At 32.6% G+C, this 20323-nt stretch carries 20 protein-coding genes and 3 tRNA genes; 8 read left to right on the plus strand and 15 right to left on the minus strand.

The window, feature by feature from the left end; translation table 11 throughout:
* The first annotated feature begins 46 nt into the window (after positions 1-46).
* From CCAL_RS04665 to murG, 3 genes are all read left to right on the plus strand, one after another.
* Positions 47-1108, plus strand: coding sequence for a tyrosine-type recombinase/integrase (locus CCAL_RS04665; RefSeq protein ID WP_169935858.1), 1062 nt, complete (start codon positions 47-49; stop codon positions 1106-1108).
* A 73-nt stretch (positions 1109-1181) separates the two neighbouring features.
* Complete coding sequence (locus CCAL_RS04670; protein WP_170016109.1) at positions 1182-2342, plus strand: peptidoglycan glycosyltransferase FtsW; 1161 nt, start codon at positions 1182-1184, stop codon at positions 2340-2342.
* Complete coding sequence (gene murG, locus CCAL_RS04675) at positions 2339-3373, plus strand: undecaprenyldiphospho-muramoylpentapeptide beta-N-acetylglucosaminyltransferase (protein WP_170016111.1); 1035 nt, start codon at positions 2339-2341, stop codon at positions 3371-3373. The genes CCAL_RS04670 and murG overlap by 4 nt, the downstream gene beginning before the upstream one ends.
* Here murG and CCAL_RS04680 read toward each other — a convergent pair.
* From CCAL_RS04680 to CCAL_RS04695, 4 genes are all read right to left on the minus strand, one after another.
* On the minus strand, positions 3365-4102 hold the full coding sequence (locus CCAL_RS04680; protein ID WP_170016113.1) for a hypothetical protein: 738 nt from the start codon (positions 4100-4102) through the stop codon (positions 3365-3367). The genes murG and CCAL_RS04680 overlap by 9 nt on opposite strands.
* Before the next feature lie 75 nt (positions 4103-4177).
* Positions 4178-4264 (minus strand) — tRNA-Leu (locus CCAL_RS04685).
* Positions 4265-4354: 90 nt separating this feature from the next.
* On the minus strand, positions 4355-4657 hold the full coding sequence (locus CCAL_RS04690; RefSeq protein WP_169935850.1) for an HU family DNA-binding protein: 303 nt from the start codon (positions 4655-4657) through the stop codon (positions 4355-4357).
* Positions 4658-4786: 129 nt separating this feature from the next.
* Positions 4787-5527: a YaaA family protein gene (locus tag CCAL_RS04695; RefSeq protein ID WP_170016115.1), complete on the minus strand. Its 741-nt coding sequence runs from the start codon at positions 5525-5527 to the stop codon at positions 4787-4789.
* 108 nt (positions 5528-5635) lie between these two features.
* Here CCAL_RS04695 and flgL point away from each other — a divergent pair, with 108 nt between their 5' ends.
* From flgL to CCAL_RS04715, 4 genes are all read left to right on the plus strand, one after another.
* Positions 5636-7900: a flagellar hook-associated protein FlgL gene (gene flgL / locus CCAL_RS04700; protein ID WP_170016117.1), complete on the plus strand. Its 2265-nt coding sequence runs from the start codon at positions 5636-5638 to the stop codon at positions 7898-7900.
* A 143-nt stretch (positions 7901-8043) separates the two neighbouring features.
* Positions 8044-10152 (plus strand): FtsK/SpoIIIE family DNA translocase, encoded by a 2109-nt coding sequence (locus CCAL_RS04705; protein WP_394346914.1) that lies wholly within the window; start codon positions 8044-8046, stop codon positions 10150-10152.
* Positions 10153-10250: 98 nt separating this feature from the next.
* Positions 10251-10325, plus strand: a tRNA-Gln gene (locus CCAL_RS04710).
* A 20-nt stretch (positions 10326-10345) separates the two neighbouring features.
* Positions 10346-10420 (plus strand) — tRNA-Met (locus CCAL_RS04715).
* Between the two features lie 58 nt (positions 10421-10478).
* Here CCAL_RS04715 and CCAL_RS04720 read toward each other — a convergent pair.
* From CCAL_RS04720 to CCAL_RS04760, 9 genes are all read right to left on the minus strand, one after another.
* Positions 10479-11354, minus strand: coding sequence for a tyrosine-type recombinase/integrase (locus CCAL_RS04720; RefSeq protein WP_194239107.1), 876 nt, complete (start codon positions 11352-11354; stop codon positions 10479-10481).
* Positions 11338-12561 carry a replication endonuclease gene (locus CCAL_RS04725; protein WP_170016119.1) on the minus strand — a complete coding sequence of 408 codons (1224 nt, stop codon included), beginning with the start codon at positions 12559-12561 and terminating at the stop codon, positions 11338-11340. Before CCAL_RS04725 ends, CCAL_RS04720 begins: the two co-directional genes overlap by 17 nt.
* Positions 12562-12614: 53 nt before the next feature.
* Positions 12615-13847, minus strand: a complete 1233-nt coding sequence (locus tag CCAL_RS04730) for a type II secretion system protein GspD (RefSeq protein WP_170016121.1) — start codon at positions 13845-13847, stop codon at positions 12615-12617.
* The gene (locus CCAL_RS04735) at positions 13795-14922 is read right to left on the minus strand and encodes a zonular occludens toxin domain-containing protein (protein ID WP_172285067.1); all 1128 of its coding nucleotides are present in this window, start codon (positions 14920-14922) and stop codon (positions 13795-13797) included. The genes CCAL_RS04730 and CCAL_RS04735 overlap by 53 nt, the downstream gene beginning before the upstream one ends.
* A 12-nt stretch (positions 14923-14934) precedes the next feature.
* Positions 14935-15375, minus strand: a complete 441-nt coding sequence (locus CCAL_RS04740) for a hypothetical protein (protein WP_170000093.1) — start codon at positions 15373-15375, stop codon at positions 14935-14937.
* Complete coding sequence (locus tag CCAL_RS04745; protein ID WP_170016125.1) at positions 15372-17552, minus strand: hypothetical protein; 2181 nt, start codon at positions 17550-17552, stop codon at positions 15372-15374. Before CCAL_RS04745 ends, CCAL_RS04740 begins: the two co-directional genes overlap by 4 nt.
* Positions 17553-17778: 226 nt before the next feature.
* Positions 17779-18084, minus strand: coding sequence for a hypothetical protein (locus CCAL_RS04750; RefSeq protein ID WP_169935832.1), 306 nt, complete (start codon positions 18082-18084; stop codon positions 17779-17781).
* Between the two features lie 40 nt (positions 18085-18124).
* On the minus strand, positions 18125-18343 hold the full coding sequence (locus CCAL_RS04755) for a phosphonate transporter (protein WP_170016127.1): 219 nt from the start codon (positions 18341-18343) through the stop codon (positions 18125-18127).
* A gap of 125 nt (positions 18344-18468) precedes the next feature.
* Positions 18469-18798, minus strand: a complete 330-nt coding sequence (locus CCAL_RS04760) for a hypothetical protein (RefSeq protein WP_170016129.1) — start codon at positions 18796-18798, stop codon at positions 18469-18471.
* A gap of 256 nt (positions 18799-19054) precedes the next feature.
* Here CCAL_RS04760 and CCAL_RS04765 point away from each other — a divergent pair, with 256 nt between their 5' ends.
* Positions 19055-19288 (plus strand): TetR/AcrR family transcriptional regulator, encoded by a 234-nt coding sequence (locus CCAL_RS04765; RefSeq protein ID WP_170016131.1) that lies wholly within the window; start codon positions 19055-19057, stop codon positions 19286-19288.
* Between the two features lie 162 nt (positions 19289-19450).
* Here CCAL_RS04765 and CCAL_RS04770 read toward each other — a convergent pair whose 3' ends face one another.
* Both CCAL_RS04770 and CCAL_RS04775 read right to left on the minus strand, forming a co-directional pair.
* Positions 19451-19717 (minus strand): type II toxin-antitoxin system RelE family toxin, encoded by a 267-nt coding sequence (locus tag CCAL_RS04770; protein WP_169935825.1) that lies wholly within the window; start codon positions 19715-19717, stop codon positions 19451-19453.
* A complete protein-coding gene (locus CCAL_RS04775; protein WP_169935823.1) occupies positions 19714-19920 on the minus strand; it encodes a hypothetical protein in 207 nt (68 codons plus the stop codon). The genes CCAL_RS04770 and CCAL_RS04775 overlap by 4 nt, the downstream gene beginning before the upstream one ends.
* Positions 19921-20323: the final 403 nt, after the last annotated feature.

The raw sequence follows: 20323 nt of genomic DNA on the forward strand, positions 1-20323 counted from the left end.
ATTTTTGGATATAATTTTCAATTATTAAATTTATAAGGCTTATATATTGAAATACCCGCTTGATGCAAAAGATAGTTTTGAAAACTCTATGCTGTTTTGGCTCGTAAGATATGTCAAATTTAAATTAAGCTCTCTTTCTAATAAAGAACTAAGAGATCCAAAGGCTTTAGCTACCGTAAACTATAAACTAAGCAGAGATATAAAAAGCATAGAAGAGCTTGACGGACTTGTTAAAATTTCAAGAAATGCAGGACTAACGGGCATAAACACCTACTTTAATCCACTTAAAAAAATTTATGAGACGCTTAAATTTTACGAGCTTTCGAGTTTAAAAGTGATAGATGAAGAGTTAATAAGCGAAGTTTTAGCCAGCGTTACTGGCGGACTAAGCGATGCGAGTAAGAAAAACTATAGAATTTCTGTTATAAATTTCTTTGCGTTTTTGGATAAACAAAACGAAGAAGACGGCAAGGCTCATGTTTTTGATATAAATTTAAAAAACTGGGGCGGTATAAGCGGAGTTAGAGGTCAAAAACTACCTGAATTTATGAGCGAAGAAGAGGTTAAGAAATTTCTAAATGCCATTGAAAATGCCGACTTTAAGGTAAACACAAATCGCAATAAGCTAATCATCAAAACAATAATCTTCACAGGAATTCGCGTAAGCGAGGCTTTAAATTTAAAGCGAAAAGATATAACGGAAGAAGGCGATCTTTATATCATAAGAATTAGAGGCAAAGGCAACAAATACCGTATCGTCATGATAAAAAGACACCTCATAGAAGCCCATATTGACGCGATCGCCATAAACTACATAAATAAAGAGGGGTATTTATTTATCAATAAAAAAGGCACAAGGCTAACTCAGGCATACGTAAGTCGCATAGTCGAGCAAATTTTATTTAGCGCCGGTATCCGTAAAGAAAAAAACGGCGCACATATGCTTCGTCACACATTTGCAACAATGCTTTACAAAAAGCAAAAAGACCTTGTTTTAGTGCAGGAAGCCTTGGGTCATGCAAGCCTAAATACTTCAAGAATTTACACTCACTTTGACAACGACAAGCTCAAACTTGCCGCGCAAGTTGCCGAAGAGCTAAATGGCTAGTATAAACGATCATTTATCGCTTTGTAAGTAGAGTTTCAATACAATAAAAGGCTATAAATTTTTGGAGTAGATCTTGGCCGTTGATAAGATTATTTTTTACCTTTGCGTGACACTGATTACGATTAGTATCACATTTTCACTATCCTTACCTGTTTTTACGGTTTTACAGTTTGATTATAGTCAATATCACTTTTTTATTAGGCAACTTATAGTAGGTTGTATAGGTATTTTTTTGATGTGGGGACTTTCAAGGCTTAATCCCGACAAAGCTCTTATCTGGATAGGTTTTGGGCTTTTTGGTTTTTGTATAATCACAATGGGTCTTATGCACATGCTACCCTCTTCAATGGTAACGGAGGCAGGTGGCGCGCGTAGATGGATAAGACTTCCCGGGTTTTCGCTAGCGCCGGTTGAGTTTTTTAAGATAGGTTTTGTTTATTTTCTAGCATGGAGTTTTGCCAGAAAGATAAATGAAAACAAAAAAAGCATAAAAGAGGAACTTAAACTTCTTTTACCTTACATCTGCGTCTTTCTGATAGTAGTTTATCTTATCGCCGTTCTTCAAAATGACCTTGGACAAGTTGTCGTGCTTGCATTAACACTTATCATGATGGCGCTTTTTGCAGGAACTAGCATGAAATTTTTTAGCATAGGTTTTTTAGGTGCAGCCTTGCTTGCTATCGTTGCCATTATCAGCTCTGAACACAGGATTTTACGCATAAAATCATGGTGGGGAACGATACAAGGCATGGTTTTATCGATACTACCTGAAAATATAGCTGAAATTTTAAGAGTGGATGATGCGCCGGAGCCTTATCAAATTTCACACTCACTAAATGCTATAAAACATGGGGATTTCTTAGGAGAAGGACTTGGTGCCGGCGTTTTTAAGCTTGGCTTTTTAAGTGAAGTTCATACGGACTTTGTTTTAGCAGGCATAGCAGAAGAAGTCGGCGTCGTTGGAATTTTATGCATAGTTGCTATTATCCTTGCGTTACTTTATAGAATTTTTAGAATTTCAGCCAGAAGCGAAAATAAAGTTTATCACCTATTCTCGCTCGGTATCGGACTTATCATATCGTTTTCATTTCTTATGAATAGCTACGGCATAACTTCGATAACACCGATAAAAGGTATCGCTGTGCCGTTTTTAAGCTATGGTGGTAGTTCGATATTGGCCGTTTGTATAGGCATAGGTATGGTTTTAATGATAAGCAAAAAGGCGAAAATATGATAGTTATTAGTGGTGGCGGAACCGGAGGACATCTAGCTATTGTCAAAAGTTTATGCGAAGAACTTAACCTTCGCGATCAAAAGCCTATTTTTATCGGCTCAACAAGAGGTCAGGACAAGCTTTGGTTTGAAAATGATGAAAATTTTAGTGAAAGAATTTTTTTAGAAAGTAGTGGCGTAGTAAACAAAAGAGGTTTTGATAAAATTTTATCTCTACTAAACATCTTTAAGCTCTCACTAAAATGTTGTAAAATTTTAAAAAAACATAAGGCAAGAGCCGTTATTATTGTTGGCGGATACTCTGCCGCACCTGCCGCGTTTGCTGCTATAATGTGCAAAATTTCACTTTTTATACACGAACAAAATGCAATTACAGGTAAGTTAAACAGACTTTTAAAGCCATATGCAAAGGGATATTACAGCTCATACGATGAAATTTCTCCATGCAATTATCCAGTAAGCAGTAAATTTTTTGCTACGTCAAGGATTAGAAAAGAGCTAAAAACCGTGATATTTTTAGGCGGATCACAAGGAGCAAGAGCGATAAATGATCTTGCCGTAAATTTAGCTCCTAAGCTTAAAGAAAGCGGCATAAAGATCATTCATCAATGTGGCAAAAATGCACTTGTAAAACTCAAAGAAAGATATAAAAATTTAGGCATAAGTTTAGAAAATGATGTAGAAATTTTTGAATTTAGTAAAAATTTGGAACAAAAAATGTCGATCGCAGACCTAGCTATAAGCCGTGCAGGAGCTAGCTCACTTTGGGAACTTTGCGCAAATGCCTTGCCTGCGATATTTATCCCCTATCCTCATGCCGCTAAAAATCACCAATACTACAATGCTAAATTTTTATTTGAAAAAAATATAGCTAAAATTTGTTTACAAAACGACTCTGGCGTGGATACTGATAGTATTTTAAAAATGATTAAAGAATTTGATATAAATCACAGCTCAAAAGCGCTACAAAGCATGATAGAGCAAAATGGAGCCAAAGAGATAGTTGATAAAATTTTTAGCAAGTTAGGTTAGATGCTCGCCAACCGCGCTTGCTTTTATCTCTTGAAGTTCATAGCTTAGATAGTGATAGATAAGCTCTGTTTTTACAAGACTTTTACTACTAAAGACTGGATTTATGATTTGCATTATACGGTCAGTTGCGTCTGCTATCTCTACAAGCAAAAGCTCATCTTTTCGTTTTTTAGCAACCGTTATAGCACTAGTTAGAAAACTAAATATGTTTTTAAACTCAACAAGAACTACATTTGAAGCTATTTTTGAGTCATAATTCAAAACTCGCTTCATCTGCTCTTTAAGCCCCGTTAAGTCCCTTAAAATCTCTTTTATCTCTTTTTCTTCTTGGTTATTAAAATTTATAAAATTAGCTTTCGCTTTTTTAACACTTTCTTTGTATTCTTCTATCAAAATAGCGATAATATCTGAAATTTTTTCCAAACTATTTTTGATATTTTTATTTGCCTCAAGGCTAACACCCTCTTTTGCGGCTCTTTCCTTTAAGACATCGTTCATTCTGCGTAAATGCAGACTTATCTCTTCGTAGTAGTCATTTGTATTAAAAAGATTATTAAAAAAATCGCTCTCATTGTTTTTGCTATAAAATTTAGCTTTAAGCATATCAACATTTTTATTAAACTCAAAAACATCAACATAAGGAATAATTTCTTTGTCAAAATCCCTATCTAAAAGCGCAAATTCTTTTTTTATATTTTCTATCTCATTTTTTATAGTGGTATAATTCATATTATTCTCTTTTATTTTTTGATATTCTACTATAAATTTGATATGTTTTGAAGTTTTTGTATAAAATATATATAATGGTGCCCGAGGTCGGACTCGAACCGACACAAGGTTGCCCTTACCAGATTTTGAGTCTGGCGCGTCTACCAGTTTCACCACTCGGGCTAAAAATTAGAAATGTGATTGTATCAAATATATCTAAAAGTGAGCTAAATTTAAAGCCCTTTGTATAAAAGGGCTTTTGAGTTAAAGAAATTATTTCTTTTTAGATTTTTTTGCTGCGGCTGCAGCAACTGCTTCTTTAAGTTTTTTGCCAACTTTAAATTTAACAGCTTTGCTAGCAGGAACGTCGATAACTTGTTTTGTTCCAGGAACTCTTGCTTTTCTAGCAGCTCTTTCAGTTGTATCAAAAGTACCAAAACCAATAAAGCTAACAGAATCACCTTTCTCAAGAGCAGCAGCTATAGTCTCTAAAGCAGCGTCGACAACTTTAAGAGAATCTTTTTTTGAAAGACCGGCCTTATCGGCAACAGCTTGAATAAATTCAGCTTTTTTCATAAATCGTCCTTGTATAAGAATTGTAATGCGTTAATTCTACAATGTTTTTATAAAAAAAACAATAGCTTTTTGCCTATTTTAGCTATCTTTTTCAATATTTTGGTAAAAATTCAACTAAATTAGGCGCTTTTAGCACATTATCTCGAAACAAACCTCGTTTTTTAGCCCTATCTTCTTTATCTCAACCAACTTTAATCCATCAAAATTTACATCCATAAGCTCTTTTTTGCTATTAATATTATCTTTTGCGATTTGATTTAAAATTTTACCTCGATATGCTTTTGCGTGATGGCTTACTATTTTCCCATTTTTTATAAATTTAAAGCTTGTGTGCTCTTTTTTAATCTGATAAAATTTCTCATAATACCCTGCACGAAGATCCAAAATATCATCATCTTGCAAAAATTCATCAAGACTTTTGCTAAAATGTTCATTATAAAATTTTTCAATATTCACACCGTTAATCTTCTCACCCTGCTTCAATTTGTATTCAAAAATTTTATCTCCGGCAAGAATGGGTCCAAATAAATTTGAAAATATAACCACATTTTTATCTATATAATTTTGTGAATTTTGACTTAAATCTCGGTAATTTAAGTGCTTATAAGCAACACCGTCATAGCGCAAAACCGCTTTTATTAAACCTTTTGTAAAAACATCCCGCCTTAAACTCTTATCATCGATTAAATTTTTTATCCCAAAAAGTTTTGAAATTTTATCTATACTGGAAGTTTTTATAAATTCATTATATATGTTTAGAATTTCTAGTCTTTTTTCATACAAATCTAAAAACACAAGACTGCTTTTGTCCAATCTTTCGTCGTTGTTAAACGCGCTTTTACTCTCACTTGGAGAAAATAAAATTTTCATACTTACTCCTTTAAAGGTCTAATTATAGTGTAAATAATTTTACTTTTTATCCGATATTACAAAAAGCGGAACTATTTTTGCTTTATCTGCCAATAAAGAGGAATTAAAATGAGAATAACAAATCAATGGCGTTACAACCAAACATTATATGACTATCAAAGAAATATGGCCGGAGTTCAAAAAAACTACTTGCAACTTTCAAACGGCGTTAAGATAAATCAAGCATACGACGATGCTAGTTTATATAACGACGGGATGAGGCTTGATTATGAAGTAGAAACTTTCAGCCAAGTCATAGAAGCTACATCAAAGTCTGTAAATTTCGCCAAAAATACAGATAAATCACTGCAAGAATTTGAAAAGCAACTTGAAAATTTTAAAACAAAGATGATACAAGCAGCTAGTGACGTGCATAGTTCTACATCACTGGAAGCTCTTGCAAATGAGCTTGTCGGTATAAAAGACCATCTTGTAAATATCGCAAACACTTCCGTGAACGGTCAGTTTTTATTCTCAGGTTCAGCCGTTGATACCAAGCCTATAGATGGTTCAGGCAAGTATCAAGGAAACGGCGAAAGCATGAAAACTTCAGCAGGAGCGCAGATAGAGCTGGCTTATAACATTCCAGGGAAGCAAGTATTTTTAGGTTCAGATAACGACTATAATAAAATTTTAACCACAAATGTAAGCTTGATAGACAACACCAAAGACTATTCAAATGGAACTGAATTAAAATACCTAAACGAACAATCAACCATAAAACAAATGGTTGGACTAAACTATGTAAATAACAAAAATACCATAAATTCAGATTATGATTTTACCGATAAAGACATTGACTTCCCTGGCACATACTTTTTCTTACAGGGAACGAAACCGGACGGAACAAGCTTTACTAGTAAATTTAAAGTAACAGACGACACGACGCTTGAAGGCTTAATGGATAAGATCGGTTATGAGTTTGGCAATACCAAAGGCTCAAAAGTCGTTGACGTAAGTATAAACAATGACGGTCAATTTAATATAAAAGATCTAACAAAAGGCTCTCAAGTCCTAGACTTTCACATGGTAGCCGCAACTGTTAAAGTTGACAACAAAGCCGATCTTGCTACGGCGATCGCTGATGAAACAGCAGGAAATTCTCCTCTTGAAGCAGTTGACACATTATCAGCCCTACAGACTTTAGCAGACAATGGCGATGTGCATATAACAAATTTTATAAAAAGCAACTTTAAAGATAAAGCTTCAAACAAAGTTGACTCTTTTGATTACGATAATGTAATGTTTGAAAAAAGCAATAATCAGCTTATAGGCAATATCTCTCAGGTTAATAGAAAAACAGGAGAAGTAGCTACAGACTCCACTCGCTTAAGTCAAACGGCTGCAGCCCAGCAGCTTTATCCAAATTCACAAGATAGATATAATATCGATAACCAAAAACTAGCCATAGAAGTCAAATCAAAAACAGGTATAAAATACACCATCGAATTAATACTGGGCACTCAAGATCCGTCTACGCCGGTCTTATTTACCATACAAGCAACCGACGCTAATGGCAACAATGCCTTCCCCACAGGAACGCCTGCCACAAGATCTCTAGCTGTGTATAATGCGGACGAATTTGGCGAGTATAGAACACAGACAAATGACTTTACATATAGACAACTAATGGATATAGTAGCAATGGCGGCGAGTGACAATATACCAAATCCGCCTCATGTGGAAAATGCCACAACCACAACAGAACAAAGAAGACAAAACTATGAAGCATACAAAGATGCTATAGAAAAATCACACGGCTCAGTAGAAGTAAATTTAGATGACAAAGGCAGAATAACACTAACCGACAAAACTCAAAGCGTAACAAATATCGAGCTTAGCATACAAGACGCAAGCGAAAGCGGTAAATTTTATGGTGATAGCACAGGCAATACCGCAGCAACAAAACAAGGCAATGGCTCTGTGTTTAGCTTTATGGAAAATAACGCGGTTACGATAGACGAGCCCGGTATTGATATGTTTGCCGACCTTGATAGCATGATAGAGGCTGTTAGGCAGGGGTATTACCGTGCCAGCGATGAAAACGGCGATCCAAGAAACACAGGCATGCAAGGTGCACTGCAAAGACTTGATCACTTAATGGATCACGTAAATAAAGAGATAACCAAGATTGGATCTCAAACAAATTTAATAACAACAACGAAAGAACGAGCCGAGCTTATGAAAGTAAATGTTCAAACGGTAAAATCAGACATAATGGATGCTGACTACGCCGAAGCCTATCTTGCATTTACTCAAAAATCCCTAGCCTACCAAGCGATGCTTCAAGCTACTTCTAAAATCAACCAGCTAAGTCTTTTAAACTACATGTAAAAGCGGGCAGGCACGCTCGCTTTTAAAATTTTTAAACTCCGCTGTGTTATAATAAGTCTTTTTATTAAAAAGGATTAAAAATTTTACACCAATCAATCTTAACAATAATCATTTGTATTTTACTATTTTTTGGCATTGCAACCATAGCTCCGACAGCTGATTTTGTGGGTTCTGTCGGTGAGTTGCTTGGAAATTTAAATTTTAAGCTATTTGGACTTATTGCTTATGTTTATCCGTTTTTGCTGATTATCTTAAGCTATTTGTTTTATAAAAAACACAATAAATTTGATAGCGAATTAGCCCAAAGTCTGCTTGGATTTTTTTTATTTTTTATTGCAATCTTAATGCTTCAATCGATCACAACATCTATCGCAAACAGCGGAGAGGTCGGAAATTTCATCAACGATGCTCTAAGGGACATTATCGGTACATTTGGCACATGTATAGTGATACTTATGATGTTTGTTATCTCTGTCGGACTTATCTTTAGAGATAATATTATAGTTGTGCTAAGGCGAGCTTTTGTAGACCCTACGGTAAATTTAAAATTTAAAAATCAAGAACAAAAAACAAGTCAAAAACAAACTATAGAACGCAAAAAACTAAAAGAAATTTCAAATACTAAAGACGATATCAAAACATATGTGGACGAGCAAGTTATAGAACAAATAGAAATTTCAAACACAGATGAAGCCGATACACAAATAAATTTAGAACCTGACATAAACAGCGAACTTGATGAGCCAAGCATCAATAGAAAGTTAAAAATTCAAGGCGTTGAAATTTTAAATGAAGTTGTAGAAAATAAAAAATTACTCGAGGAAATAGAAAAAGGTAAAATCGAAAAACCTAAAAACTTCGAGCTTCCATCGCTTAAATTTCTAAAAGATCCACCAAAAAGATCAACTCACATAAACGAAGCAGAAATTGATCAAAAAATTTCAGACTTGCTTGATAAACTTCGTAAATTTAAGATAGACGGCGATGTGGTTCGTACATACACAGGACCGATCGTTACAACATTTGAATTTCGCCCTGCCCCACATATAAAAGTCAGTAAAATTTTAACACTTCAAGACGATCTTGCTATGGCTTTACGTGCTCAAACAATACGTATCCAAGCACCAATTCCAGGCAAAGACGTAGTTGGCATAGAGGTGCCAAACACAAACACCGAAACCATCTACCTAAAAGAAATTTTAGATAGCGAAATCTTTAAAAACGCCAAAAGCCCACTAACAATGGCACTTGGCAAAGACATAGTCGGAGCACCTTTTATAACAGACCTTAAAAAACTCCCGCACCTTCTCATCGCAGGAACAACCGGAAGTGGCAAGAGTGTGGGCATAAACGCCATGCTGCTAAGCTTGCTATACCGCAACAGCCCGCAAACCCTTCGTCTCATGATGATAGACCCAAAGATGCTGGAGTTTAGCATTTATAACGACATACCGCATCTTTTAATACCTGTTATCACTCAGGCCAAACAAGCCATAACGGCTCTATCAAATATGGTCGCTGAAATGGAGCGACGCTATACTATCATGAGCCATACACGCACGAAAAATATCGAAAGCTACAACGAAAAGATGAAAGCAGAAGGTGGCGAGCAATTCCCATACATCGTAGTTATCATTGATGAGTTGGCTGACCTTATGATGACTAGTGGCAAGGACGTGGAGCTATATATCGGGCGTCTGGCACAGATGGCAAGAGCAAGCGGTATACATCTAATAGTCGCCACGCAACGCCCAAGTGTGGACGTAGTAACCGGTCTAATAAAAGCTAACCTACCAAGCCGTATCAGCTACCGTGTCGGACAGCGCATAGACAGCAAAGTCATACTTGATCAAATGGGAGCAGAAAGCTTGCTAGGACGTGGTGATATGCTATTTACCCCTCCTGGAAGTCCTGGTATAATACGCCTGCATGCGCCATTTGCAAGTGAAAAAGAGATAGAAAGCATTGTTGAGTTTTTAAAATCACAACAAGAAGTAGTTTATGATGAGAGATTTTTAGCTGAAGCTGGAAGCAGTGGAGAAAATAGCGAAGCTACGCTAAATGCCGGAGAGCTTGATCCACTTTATGAAGAGGCAAAAGCCATTATACTAAGTGAGCAAAAAACATCCATAAGCTATCTACAAAGGCGTCTAAGCATAGGGTATAATCGCTCGGCAAATATCCTAGAGCAACTGGAAAAAATGGGCATCTTAAGCCCACTTAACGCAAAAGGACAAAGAGAAATTTTATAGATATTTGAGGAAATTTTAATATTTTTTGCAAAATTTTTTAAAATTCCCTTGACAAAGAAATAAAAAAAATGTATAATTCAATTTCTTTTTTAAAGCGTTGGGGTATCGCCAAGCGGTAAGGCAACTGGTTTTGGTCCAGTCATTCAGAGGTTCGAATCCTCTTACCCCATCCACCACCTTAATATCCAAATGACGCAGAGTAGAGCAGTGGTAGCTCGTCGGGCTCATAACCCGAAGGTCAGCGGTTCAAATCCGCTCTCTGCAACCAATACCCTAAAAATCGACATTTCAAAGCACTTTTTTAAAACTTAATTTTTTCTTACTTTTTAATTAACTGATTTTATTAAATTTTCAATAGTTTCTTTAGATTTTTTAATATTACTAGTAATATATTTTTGAGTAGTAATTATATTTGTATGCCCCAGAGTAAAAGATACTTGCTCAATAGGAAGCTTTAAATAATTTATTGAATAAGTTCCAATTAAATGACGTATATCATGAAGCCTGATTTTAGGCAAATTATTGCGTTTTAGTAAAGAATTCCAAGAACGACGTAAATCGACAAATTTATTATGAGTGTTAGAATTTTCAAATATATAACCGTTTAGCCTATTATCTTTTTTAGCTTGTATATAATGTTTCAATAATCTTAAGTATAACTCATCGCTCATAGTATAAATCATATTTCTTTTAGCTTTATTAATTTTATATGGAATTATATAAGTTCTATTTTTTAAATTTATATCACTAAATTTAAGACTTAACACTTCATTTTTGCGCCTACCATGAAGCAAGAAAAAAAATATATCGGCATTTACTCCCCTATTCTCAACTATTGCTTTAATAATAGCCTTTTGTGTTTTAGTAGAATAATCAAAATATCTTTTATTATCAAACCTTGGAAGCTCGATAAACTCACAAGGATTTTTAATTACAAGATCGAGTTTTAGGGCAAATTTAAAAATTACTCGCAACTTTGCTACAATATTTTTCACAGTTTTTACTTTATATCCATTTTTTAAAAGCACATTGCAAAACTCTTGGATATCAAGAAATGTTATTGCATCTACAAATTTTAAACCTAGGCCGTTTTTAAAATGCTTATTGTATGTTGCTATATCGCTTCTAAGAGTAGTTTTACTTAAAATAAGCTCGTAAAATAAAATATACTTTTCGAAAAGCTCATTAAGAAGGATTGACATTTAAGCCCCTTTTAATAAAATCATTGGCAGTCAAATTATTTAAATCATGAGGAGTATTAATGTGGGTAAAACAATTTAAATCACGTTCAAGTAAGATATTTTCTACATATCCCAAATGCTGTAAATTTATGTTTTCTAGGTCTAAATTGTGATAATAATTAACTAATTCAAAATTAGACATGCGATTTATAGGAATACGATTTAAGCATTTAATATTTTTGTTATCGGAGCCGAAAAGCTCATCAATATAATTTAAAAGCTGTAATTCTTTAAAACGTTTAGAGATGTTTTTATCATTCATTTTATAAGGAGTATTATTGCAAACTTTAGGTATTTTTATTTTTTGCCATAACTCGCCGAATTCGTCAAAAATTTGAACTGGTTTTTTTGTTTCAGGATCTATAATTACTGTAATTAAGCCTTTATTGTAGTTTTTTGTAAGAGATATCAAACCAATTCTTCCGTTTAGTTTTCTATAAATTTCAAGACTTACAAAAGTTTTAGACATAGTAAAATGTCTAATATGATGTTTTAAATACCAAAACGTAATATCTGTCAAATTCTCCAATTCAGGGTTTTGTCGCAAATCATCAAGAGTTTTAAAAATATATTTCATAATATAAGCCGTTGGATTATTAATGTTTGTTTCAACTTTACTATGAGTATCTAAAAATCTACTTTTAATAGCGCTAACACAATCATTTAAATATTCTTCGGGAACAAAAACAAGCAAATTCAAATGACAAGTTCCGTCTAAATGTGGCTCCTTTGTGGATATATAACATCTTTGCTTGGGAGGTATATTTCTAAAATGCTTTGAATTCATAATGCTTCTAACTAAAAATTGGAGCTTATTTGATCCAGACTTTACACTGTGCTTATCATCATTGATATATTTTTTATTGTAAACTAGCTTACTTCTACCGCTTTTTAAAGTAATCATTTTTTGACGATGATACTCGCTAGGCAAAGTTAAAACAGCAAATATAGGCTTTAATCCTTCTTTTTCTGCGTAATCATTTAAGCTAGAGACACGATTGTTTAGTTCTGCAATATATCTATTTGAATTATGCCAACTAGAAAAATAAAAATGAGAATAGGGAATATTTTTGCCATTGATATATAAAAAATTATTATCAAGGTATCTTTTTTGATTTTCTAGTTTGTTTTTTAAAAAGACTTTATCAGCTTCAGTAATTCCATACACAATCTATCCTTTAAGTTACACACTTATATTATATATAGCCAAGAGCACAACGCTCATTCCCCGCTACGCGGGTCCCCTTTGGCGTTGCGCGTTGCGCTCAAAAAATAATCCTCTAGCCTTTTATTTAACTCTTTTTCATCGGGCAACATTGTAATAAAAATACTAAAACTAAAATCATTGGTTTTTGTGCTACTATAGGACGTTAAATCGCCTAAAATAGGTATATTCTCTATAAATGGAATAGTTTTATTTGAAGTTATTGTTTCTTTGCTATTTATACCACCGATAAGAAAAGAATTAGTGTCAGTAAGATATACATTAGTTTTTAGATGTCTACTACTAATTCTTGGAGTGTCTGTGTCATCTAGTAAATTCTCAATATACAAATCAAGCGTAAAGCTTACACTATCGTTTGTGATTAATACATTTGTAATATTAAGCTTCAATCCTACATCTTGATAATCTACTTGATTTGTTGTCAATGTCTGATTATTTTGAATTTCAATAGAAGATTTTTTAATGGGTGTTTTTATAACGCTTTCTATAACACTATCTTTATTATCTATAAGGGTAACTCTTGGATTGTAAAGCAAATCTGATACTCCATTTTCTTTTAGTAAATTTATAAGGCTAGTAACGCTATTTTTATCTATTTTGGTGCTATCTACAGTAAGAATATTTGTAATTATTTTGAAGTAAAAATGATCTAGCGGATTTAAAACAGCTTCTATGCTAGGTCCTATTTCTTTTAATTTTATATTGTCTGTGCTAACGATTGTAAAACTAAGTTGCCTAAGCTGATAACTTGTGTCAAGTCCTTTTATGAGATTGTTTATTATTTTATATTGGCTTTCTGTCGTAATAAGAAGTATTCTATCGCTATAAACAGTATATTTAATATTTTCATTGAATAAAGATAAGGCAGATATAACATCGTCTTTAGAAATATGCTTAAATTTTATAATATAGTCGTTTAAAATAGGATTATCTTCAATAGTTGGATTATATATCAAAATAACGCTATTTTGTATAAGGTAGTCAAGCCCATTGACTTTTAGAATGTCTTTGAGCAACTTATCTAAGGCATTGCTATTGCTTAAATCCAAAGTAGGTAAAAATACGTCAAAATTTGTATCAATATTTCCACTAATGACGATATTTTTACCAGTTATACCGCTTATTTCGCCTAAAAAGTCACTAAATGCAATACTGCGATACTCTAAGGCGTTTAAACTACTTAAAAGTAGAAAACATAGAACTAGGACTGCTTTTTGCAAAGTTTTCATTGTGAACCCCTTGAGATGAATTTTCCAAGCCTTTTAAAACTCTTTCAAAATCCAACGGACAAGATAAGAAATAATCTATATAATTTACTGATTTCTTATCTTGCAAGAATATGTGACAGTTTGAAAATGAAAGAAGTTCCAAAAAGCTATCTAAAGATAAATCTATGGCATAACTTCTAAATTTACAGCCACTAGGAAAACAAGTTATCTTTAGATAGATTTTATTTTCATTGAAAATTGTTGTATTTATGTCGTTTATATCTTGATTGTTTGGCGTAGATTGAATTTGTATGCTTTCTGAAATATTGGCATCAAAAAATCTAATTTCCTGCTTGATTGTTGGCTTTAATGCTTCTTGTTTTGGCTCTAGAAACAAATAAAGCATATATGAAAAAATTATAAAAATTATTAAAAATAATATTTTTTTAGTTGCATAACTTTTATAAATTTGCTTTGAACCGCTATTATATAAATCAGATATTTTTTGATTAAATTTTAGGTTGTCTGTCCTGATTAAGTTATCATTTATTTTTAATGAGGTGCTATAAACTTTATACCTAAATATTGTGCTAAATAGCCTCTTTCCGCTAGGCTGGGCTATATACATAAGCTCGGTATGAACAAGGTATTCTCTATTCATTTGACGCTTTGACTGAAGTAAAAATATAACGTCAATACCAAAGTGTCCGTGATAGCTTAAAAATCTGCCTAAACTTTTACTAAATGTGTTTGAAAATGTGTTGTATACCTCATCTAGGATTATTAAGCAGTGATGATAGTTTTCATAAATGCCACTTTTTAAAGCATAGCTATCATAGTCATCGATATCGGACAAAAAGCCGTTTTCATATTGAGAGCTGAGGGCGTTTTCTTGCTGGGTGGCAGAAATAAAGTCGATTTTATTATATTGTTTTACAAAGCCGTTAAATAGTTCAAATTTTAAGCCGTTTATGTTTGTATATATGTATCTATATTTTGAAGTATTTTTTAAATGAAGCTCGTATTCCTCATTTATAATATCGACCGCTTTATAAGTCTTTCCAGAGCGTGGGGGTCCTATAATGATACTTAGCATTTTATCCACTCATTAAAGAATATAAGATAAATCTTTTAAATAACTAGTAATAGTATTGACTACATAAGCTATAACTCTATAAAGTTGCAAGGCAAAATAAAAGCTAAGAATAGAAATAAACAAGGACATTGAAATAGAAAATGCGTCAGCTAAACCACTTTGATTTAAAAATTCCATAGTTGAATTTATAATTGTTTGATTTGGTAATCCACCAAAAGAGCCACTAACGCCATTTGAATAATCAAACATTTTAGGAAAATATTCTCTAAGTAGATTCCAAATTCTCATGATAAATAAAATTGAATACGTAGCGAAAGAAACCATAAAAGCAACAAGCATAACATATAAAGGTATAAGCACAACCAATTTAGCGGTTTTTAAGCTAATTTTTTTAGAAAGATAAAGAATAAAATCAGCAATAAAACTACCAACGGCACCGATTAACCATTTCATGAATCACCACCTACTCTAAATAAATATTTCAAAGAGAACATAATAATCTCAAAGCTAAACCAAATTGTAAAAAATATAGTGAGAATTGACCTATACGGACTGACGAAATAGCAAGGGTCGATAGAGAATAAATTTGTCTTTCCGCTACCAGGAGTTGGACCACTAATAGTAAAAGGACAATTGCCAGATGGGATTTCTGGAATATCGATACCTTTTTCAAGAATATCTTTAGCATCATTAAAGTCATTCATTAAATTATCAATATCTTTTTTTGTATTATCTATAAAAGTAAAAGCTTCTTTTGCTGATAAGTCAAGCTTGGTTAGTTCGCTTGCAAAAGTAGCAAAAGCGGTTTTTGTAGCAATGTTAGGGTCATAATTCCACTCTAATTTTTGTTGTGTTTTTATGTCAGTTAGGGTGTCGTTGGCACGATCAAGTTGAGCTTTATTCTGCGAAAGAGCGTCATTAATGGCATCTAACTTTGAATTGTTTTGATTAATGGCACGTTCCAAAGCACTTAAATCGGGAGATTGTGTAGGGGTGCTAGTAGATGAATTGCCATTATTTGGAGTATTAGAACCAGTGCTAGGATCTGTTATAGTGCTATCTTTTGGGATAGTATTGGTTACTTTTCCGCTCGCGTCAATGGTGTTGGTATAGCCAGTTGAAAGATTGCCAACACCTGAAGGAGTTTTATAATTATGAGAAAGAATCACATCTTGAACCTTTGACCCAGAGGAAGATATAGTTTCAACAACTTCAACATCAATAACACTATTATCAGGAGTAGTAATAGAGCCTTTATATGTAGTTTTATTACCAGATTTGCCAGTTTGTTGAATTGTCATAGGGAGATTTGGAGTAGGATTATCAGCTTGTTTAAACATGGTATCCAAATCATAATCTAGTTTTATATTCCTAATTTCATTTAATGAAGTAGCTTCTTTAGTTGGCATAGGTTTAGCCATATCTTTAAGTTTTGCAGAAATCAACGTATTGTTTTCAAGTCCTGAAAGAGAAGCATTTTTTGGAAAATCAAAAACTTTTAAATTTGGTGAAACATCAGCTAAAACCTGAGGGGTTTTTGGGATATTTACAGTTGTTAAAGTTATATCAAATTTGCCTGTTTCTTTAAAAACGTTATTTAGAATAATTAAATCATCATCAACAGGATTAAATCTGAAAACTGGTTCGGGACCTGATTGAGTAGCCCTCATGTCAACCAACTGGGGTCTATATTCCAATAAATTAGGAATATTGGGCTTTGGATTATTTTTAAAAAGACCTTTAACATAAGAAGCCAAAGAAATAAAAGAATTCTTTATAGCGTTTATAGGCAAAGGAAGCATGAAGCCACCTATTATAAAAAGGTCGCTTTCAAATTGAAATTCAGCCTTAAATCTATCAATGGTTTTTTGATGATAGCAACCCATAGGAATTAACATGCATGTAGCCATTTCATGAGAATCCAACGTGGCGTCACAAAAATGCCAAATCATGCCTTTAGCTTCACATTTCGTTTGGTCGTCTAAAGTAGGATTAGGCAAACATTTTTCTATGGTTAAATCGCGTTGCCAATCGCGGTCTATTTCATATTTTTGAAAAATCATAGGTTCTGGACACCAAGAGGGGCGTTCTGAATCGGGTTCACATTGACCTGTTTTGGGATTTCGTATTTGTCCTTCAGGACATGCGAGAAATTCGCAATCTCCAGTATCCGGATTTCTTTGCTGACCACTTAAACATTTCGATTTACAAGTTTTTGAAATGATATCGAATTCTTGATCAGAAGAGCATTTGGTAAAATATTGATACTTGACGTAATTATAATAACCACAAGTGGTCTCATAAGGAGTATACTGGAAACAACTTTCAGAATAAGATAAAACACTACAACCAAGATAGTCATCTGAAATTTTACAAATGTATTTAGGAAGAGAAGAGCCAGAATTGTGTAAATTTTCTTCATATTTATGCTTTGAAAGAAATTTAAATATTTTATCGCCTGAAGAAACAAAACCATTGCCCAATTCAACAAAATCAACAGTATTAGAAAAATTAATCTTTGTAGCGCAATAAGCGTCGCAATCATCATCAGGGCAAGAATTGCAATCAATAGAAAAAGCAAAATTTATTGAAATTGATAGAAAAATAATTATGTTTAATAATATTTTCATTAATTAAAACCTTTTTTAATATTTGCTGACGCCCTTCGGTTGCCGGCTAGTTTTTTTAATAATCACTTTTAACATTGAATTTGATCAGCCAAAAAAACTAGCTGAAAAATTTCAAAGCAACCTTATTTAACAAAAGAAAGAGCTATGACGTAAATAAAGATAGGGACAAAAAAGAGAGCAAAAATATTCATAAAATAATTAAAAACATCGTTGCTAAAAACTTCTATCATCGTGTAGCTCCTACTATAATTAAACCCATAAGGAAAGAAAACGCTATCAATATTGATGAAAGACCCATTAAGAAATTAAATTGATATTCATAAATATTTAAATCGGGTATTAGTTCATTTTTACTTATATAGCAAATGTTGGAAGCTGTATCAAAAATAAAATTTGTTTTAAAATCAATAAATTTTGAAGGAGAAGAAGAAACAGAATTATCAAAATTAACATAAAATAAAGTGTTATCCTTTATATAAAAATCTTTCACACAAGAATTTAAATCAGGTATATAAATAGCGTTTTCTTTCATTACTTTAACCTTTTTTAGGGAGCAAAAGCCCCCTATTAGACTATTTTATGAAGCCCTTGACCCTTCGGGCAATCATAAAGACAAAAGCAACAGCTACGACACCAGCGAAAACATAGTCGAAAAGTGCGTAATCGGCTTTTAGTGGGTCAGTTGGAACTGCTGGGGCATCTGCAGCAAAGAGAACCGGAGCAGACATTAAAGCAACGCTAGCTGTAGCGACCTTACTTTTTGTAGTTTCTAGAAAATTTTTGGCTTTCATAGATAACTCCTTGAGATGATTTTTTAGAGTTCAAACTCGAGAAAATCTACAAAATAAACTTTATTGAGTTTGAAAAGCGGGAGAGCGGTTCACTACTCACATTAAGGCAAAGCCCCCGCGGTTTGTTATTTAGACGGCTTTAATTCCTTGCTAGCAAATGGATTTTCATTAAAGACTTGGAAATTTAAGCTGTCATCTGGAAACATATAAGCACCGTTGCGAGTGTTTAAAAATCGATATGGAACGGCGATATATTTGCCTTTTAGTGAATCAAATTGAGGTTTTAAAGAAAAATCATAACTGATAGTTTCAGTTGATTTTATTAGATAGCCTTGCTTGTCGCGACCCTCGAAAGTGATAGTGACGTCGATAGAGCTAGAAACCTCGCCAGTTTTCTTGTCGATTCTAGAAATCGGGCGAACTTCGTCGCAAAAGCCAATAAGATATGTATACATTGTAGCTCCTTAAAATGTTTTTGTAGCTAAAATTTAAGGGGCGGAGCTACGCCACCCCAAGCAGTTTAACAACATACTAAGGTTGTAACACCCACACCCCTAAACATCTCTACTCTGTTGCGGGCGGTATGTTAAGTTTGAAATTTGTTAATATTTGATAGAATTCAAGTGTCTAGGTTGAATAATTCAAATTAACTTTTTGAGTTATTCCAAAATAAACCTTAAATATTAATAAAATATTTGAATAGTTAAAAAAATGGATAAAAAAGAAATAGCAAAGATAATAAAAAAAGACATAACAACACTATATAATTGGGAAAAAAGAAACCCAGAATTATATAATGCAGTATATAGTTTTTTTAACGGATTAGATTTAAAAAACGATGAAAAAGAATTATTGGAATTATTCGAAAAATTGAATGATACAGAAAAAGAATATTATTTAATAGATATGAAGCTTAGAATTCTAAAAAAAGAAATGGACAACTAAAATGTTTTTAAAATATAAAAATAAAAAAATTGACAATATTGCAAGAATTTATGAATTTATTTTTCTAAGTGGAAAATTTATATTTATTTTAAATACAATAAGTGGTTATTGATAAAAAATCTTTTTAGTCCGATCATATATGACATGATTTCATAATATACCTTACTTATAAATATCTTTTCTATGTCCTATTTTTAAAATAAGTATTGTTATTTTGTCATCTTTGATTTGAAATACAGCCCTTATATCACTTGAAATTCTATACCTGTAAAAATTTGAAAAATTAACCAAAGAGGTTATATTTTTACTATCTTTTATGATTTCGTAGTTATCGCACAAATAAATAAGTTTTTCTTTGATTTTTGTGTAGTCTTTTTTGTTAAATTTTTTTAAATTTTCTTTTGCTATGTCTGAAATTTCAAGTTTCATAATGACTTTTCTATCTCTTTAAAAACTTCATCAGCAGGATATGTTTTAATAGTGCCATTTTCGATAGATTTGCTTATTTTCAAAGCGTCTTTATACTCTATAAAATCATGATAAAGATCTATGGCTTTTTTAACTATTCTTTTATCCGAAGTTGTAAGAGTATGCAAGAAATCTTCTCTTTCTATCTCTAACATATTTTCCATAGTTTTAACCTTTTTTATTTTTTATGATTATAACATATTTTAAAAAACATTATATAAAGCAGGCAAATTAAGATATTTAAGTAAAATTTTACAGCACAAAAATCTCATAACCCGAAGGTCAGCGGTTCAATCCGCTCTCTGCAACCAGTTTAAATCAACTGCCAGTTATATTATTTTATTTTTTCATAAATTACATTTATTGTGTTGTCTTGCGCAAACAAAAAACAACTCTTGCTGACAAATTAAGCACCCAAAGTCTCGTAAGTAATAGAATTATAACTTTATAAAATAAATCAATATGGTCATAATTGACTAAAACATACACAATAATTATGCTAAAATTAGCACAAATTTTTATTAAATAAAACATAAAGTAAAAGAGTTATTTGGTGATAACAAATGT

The sequence above is a fragment of the Campylobacter sp. RM6914 genome (assembly GCF_004803835.1).
Lineage (GTDB): Bacteria > Campylobacterota > Campylobacteria > Campylobacterales > Campylobacteraceae > Campylobacter_A > Campylobacter_A californiensis.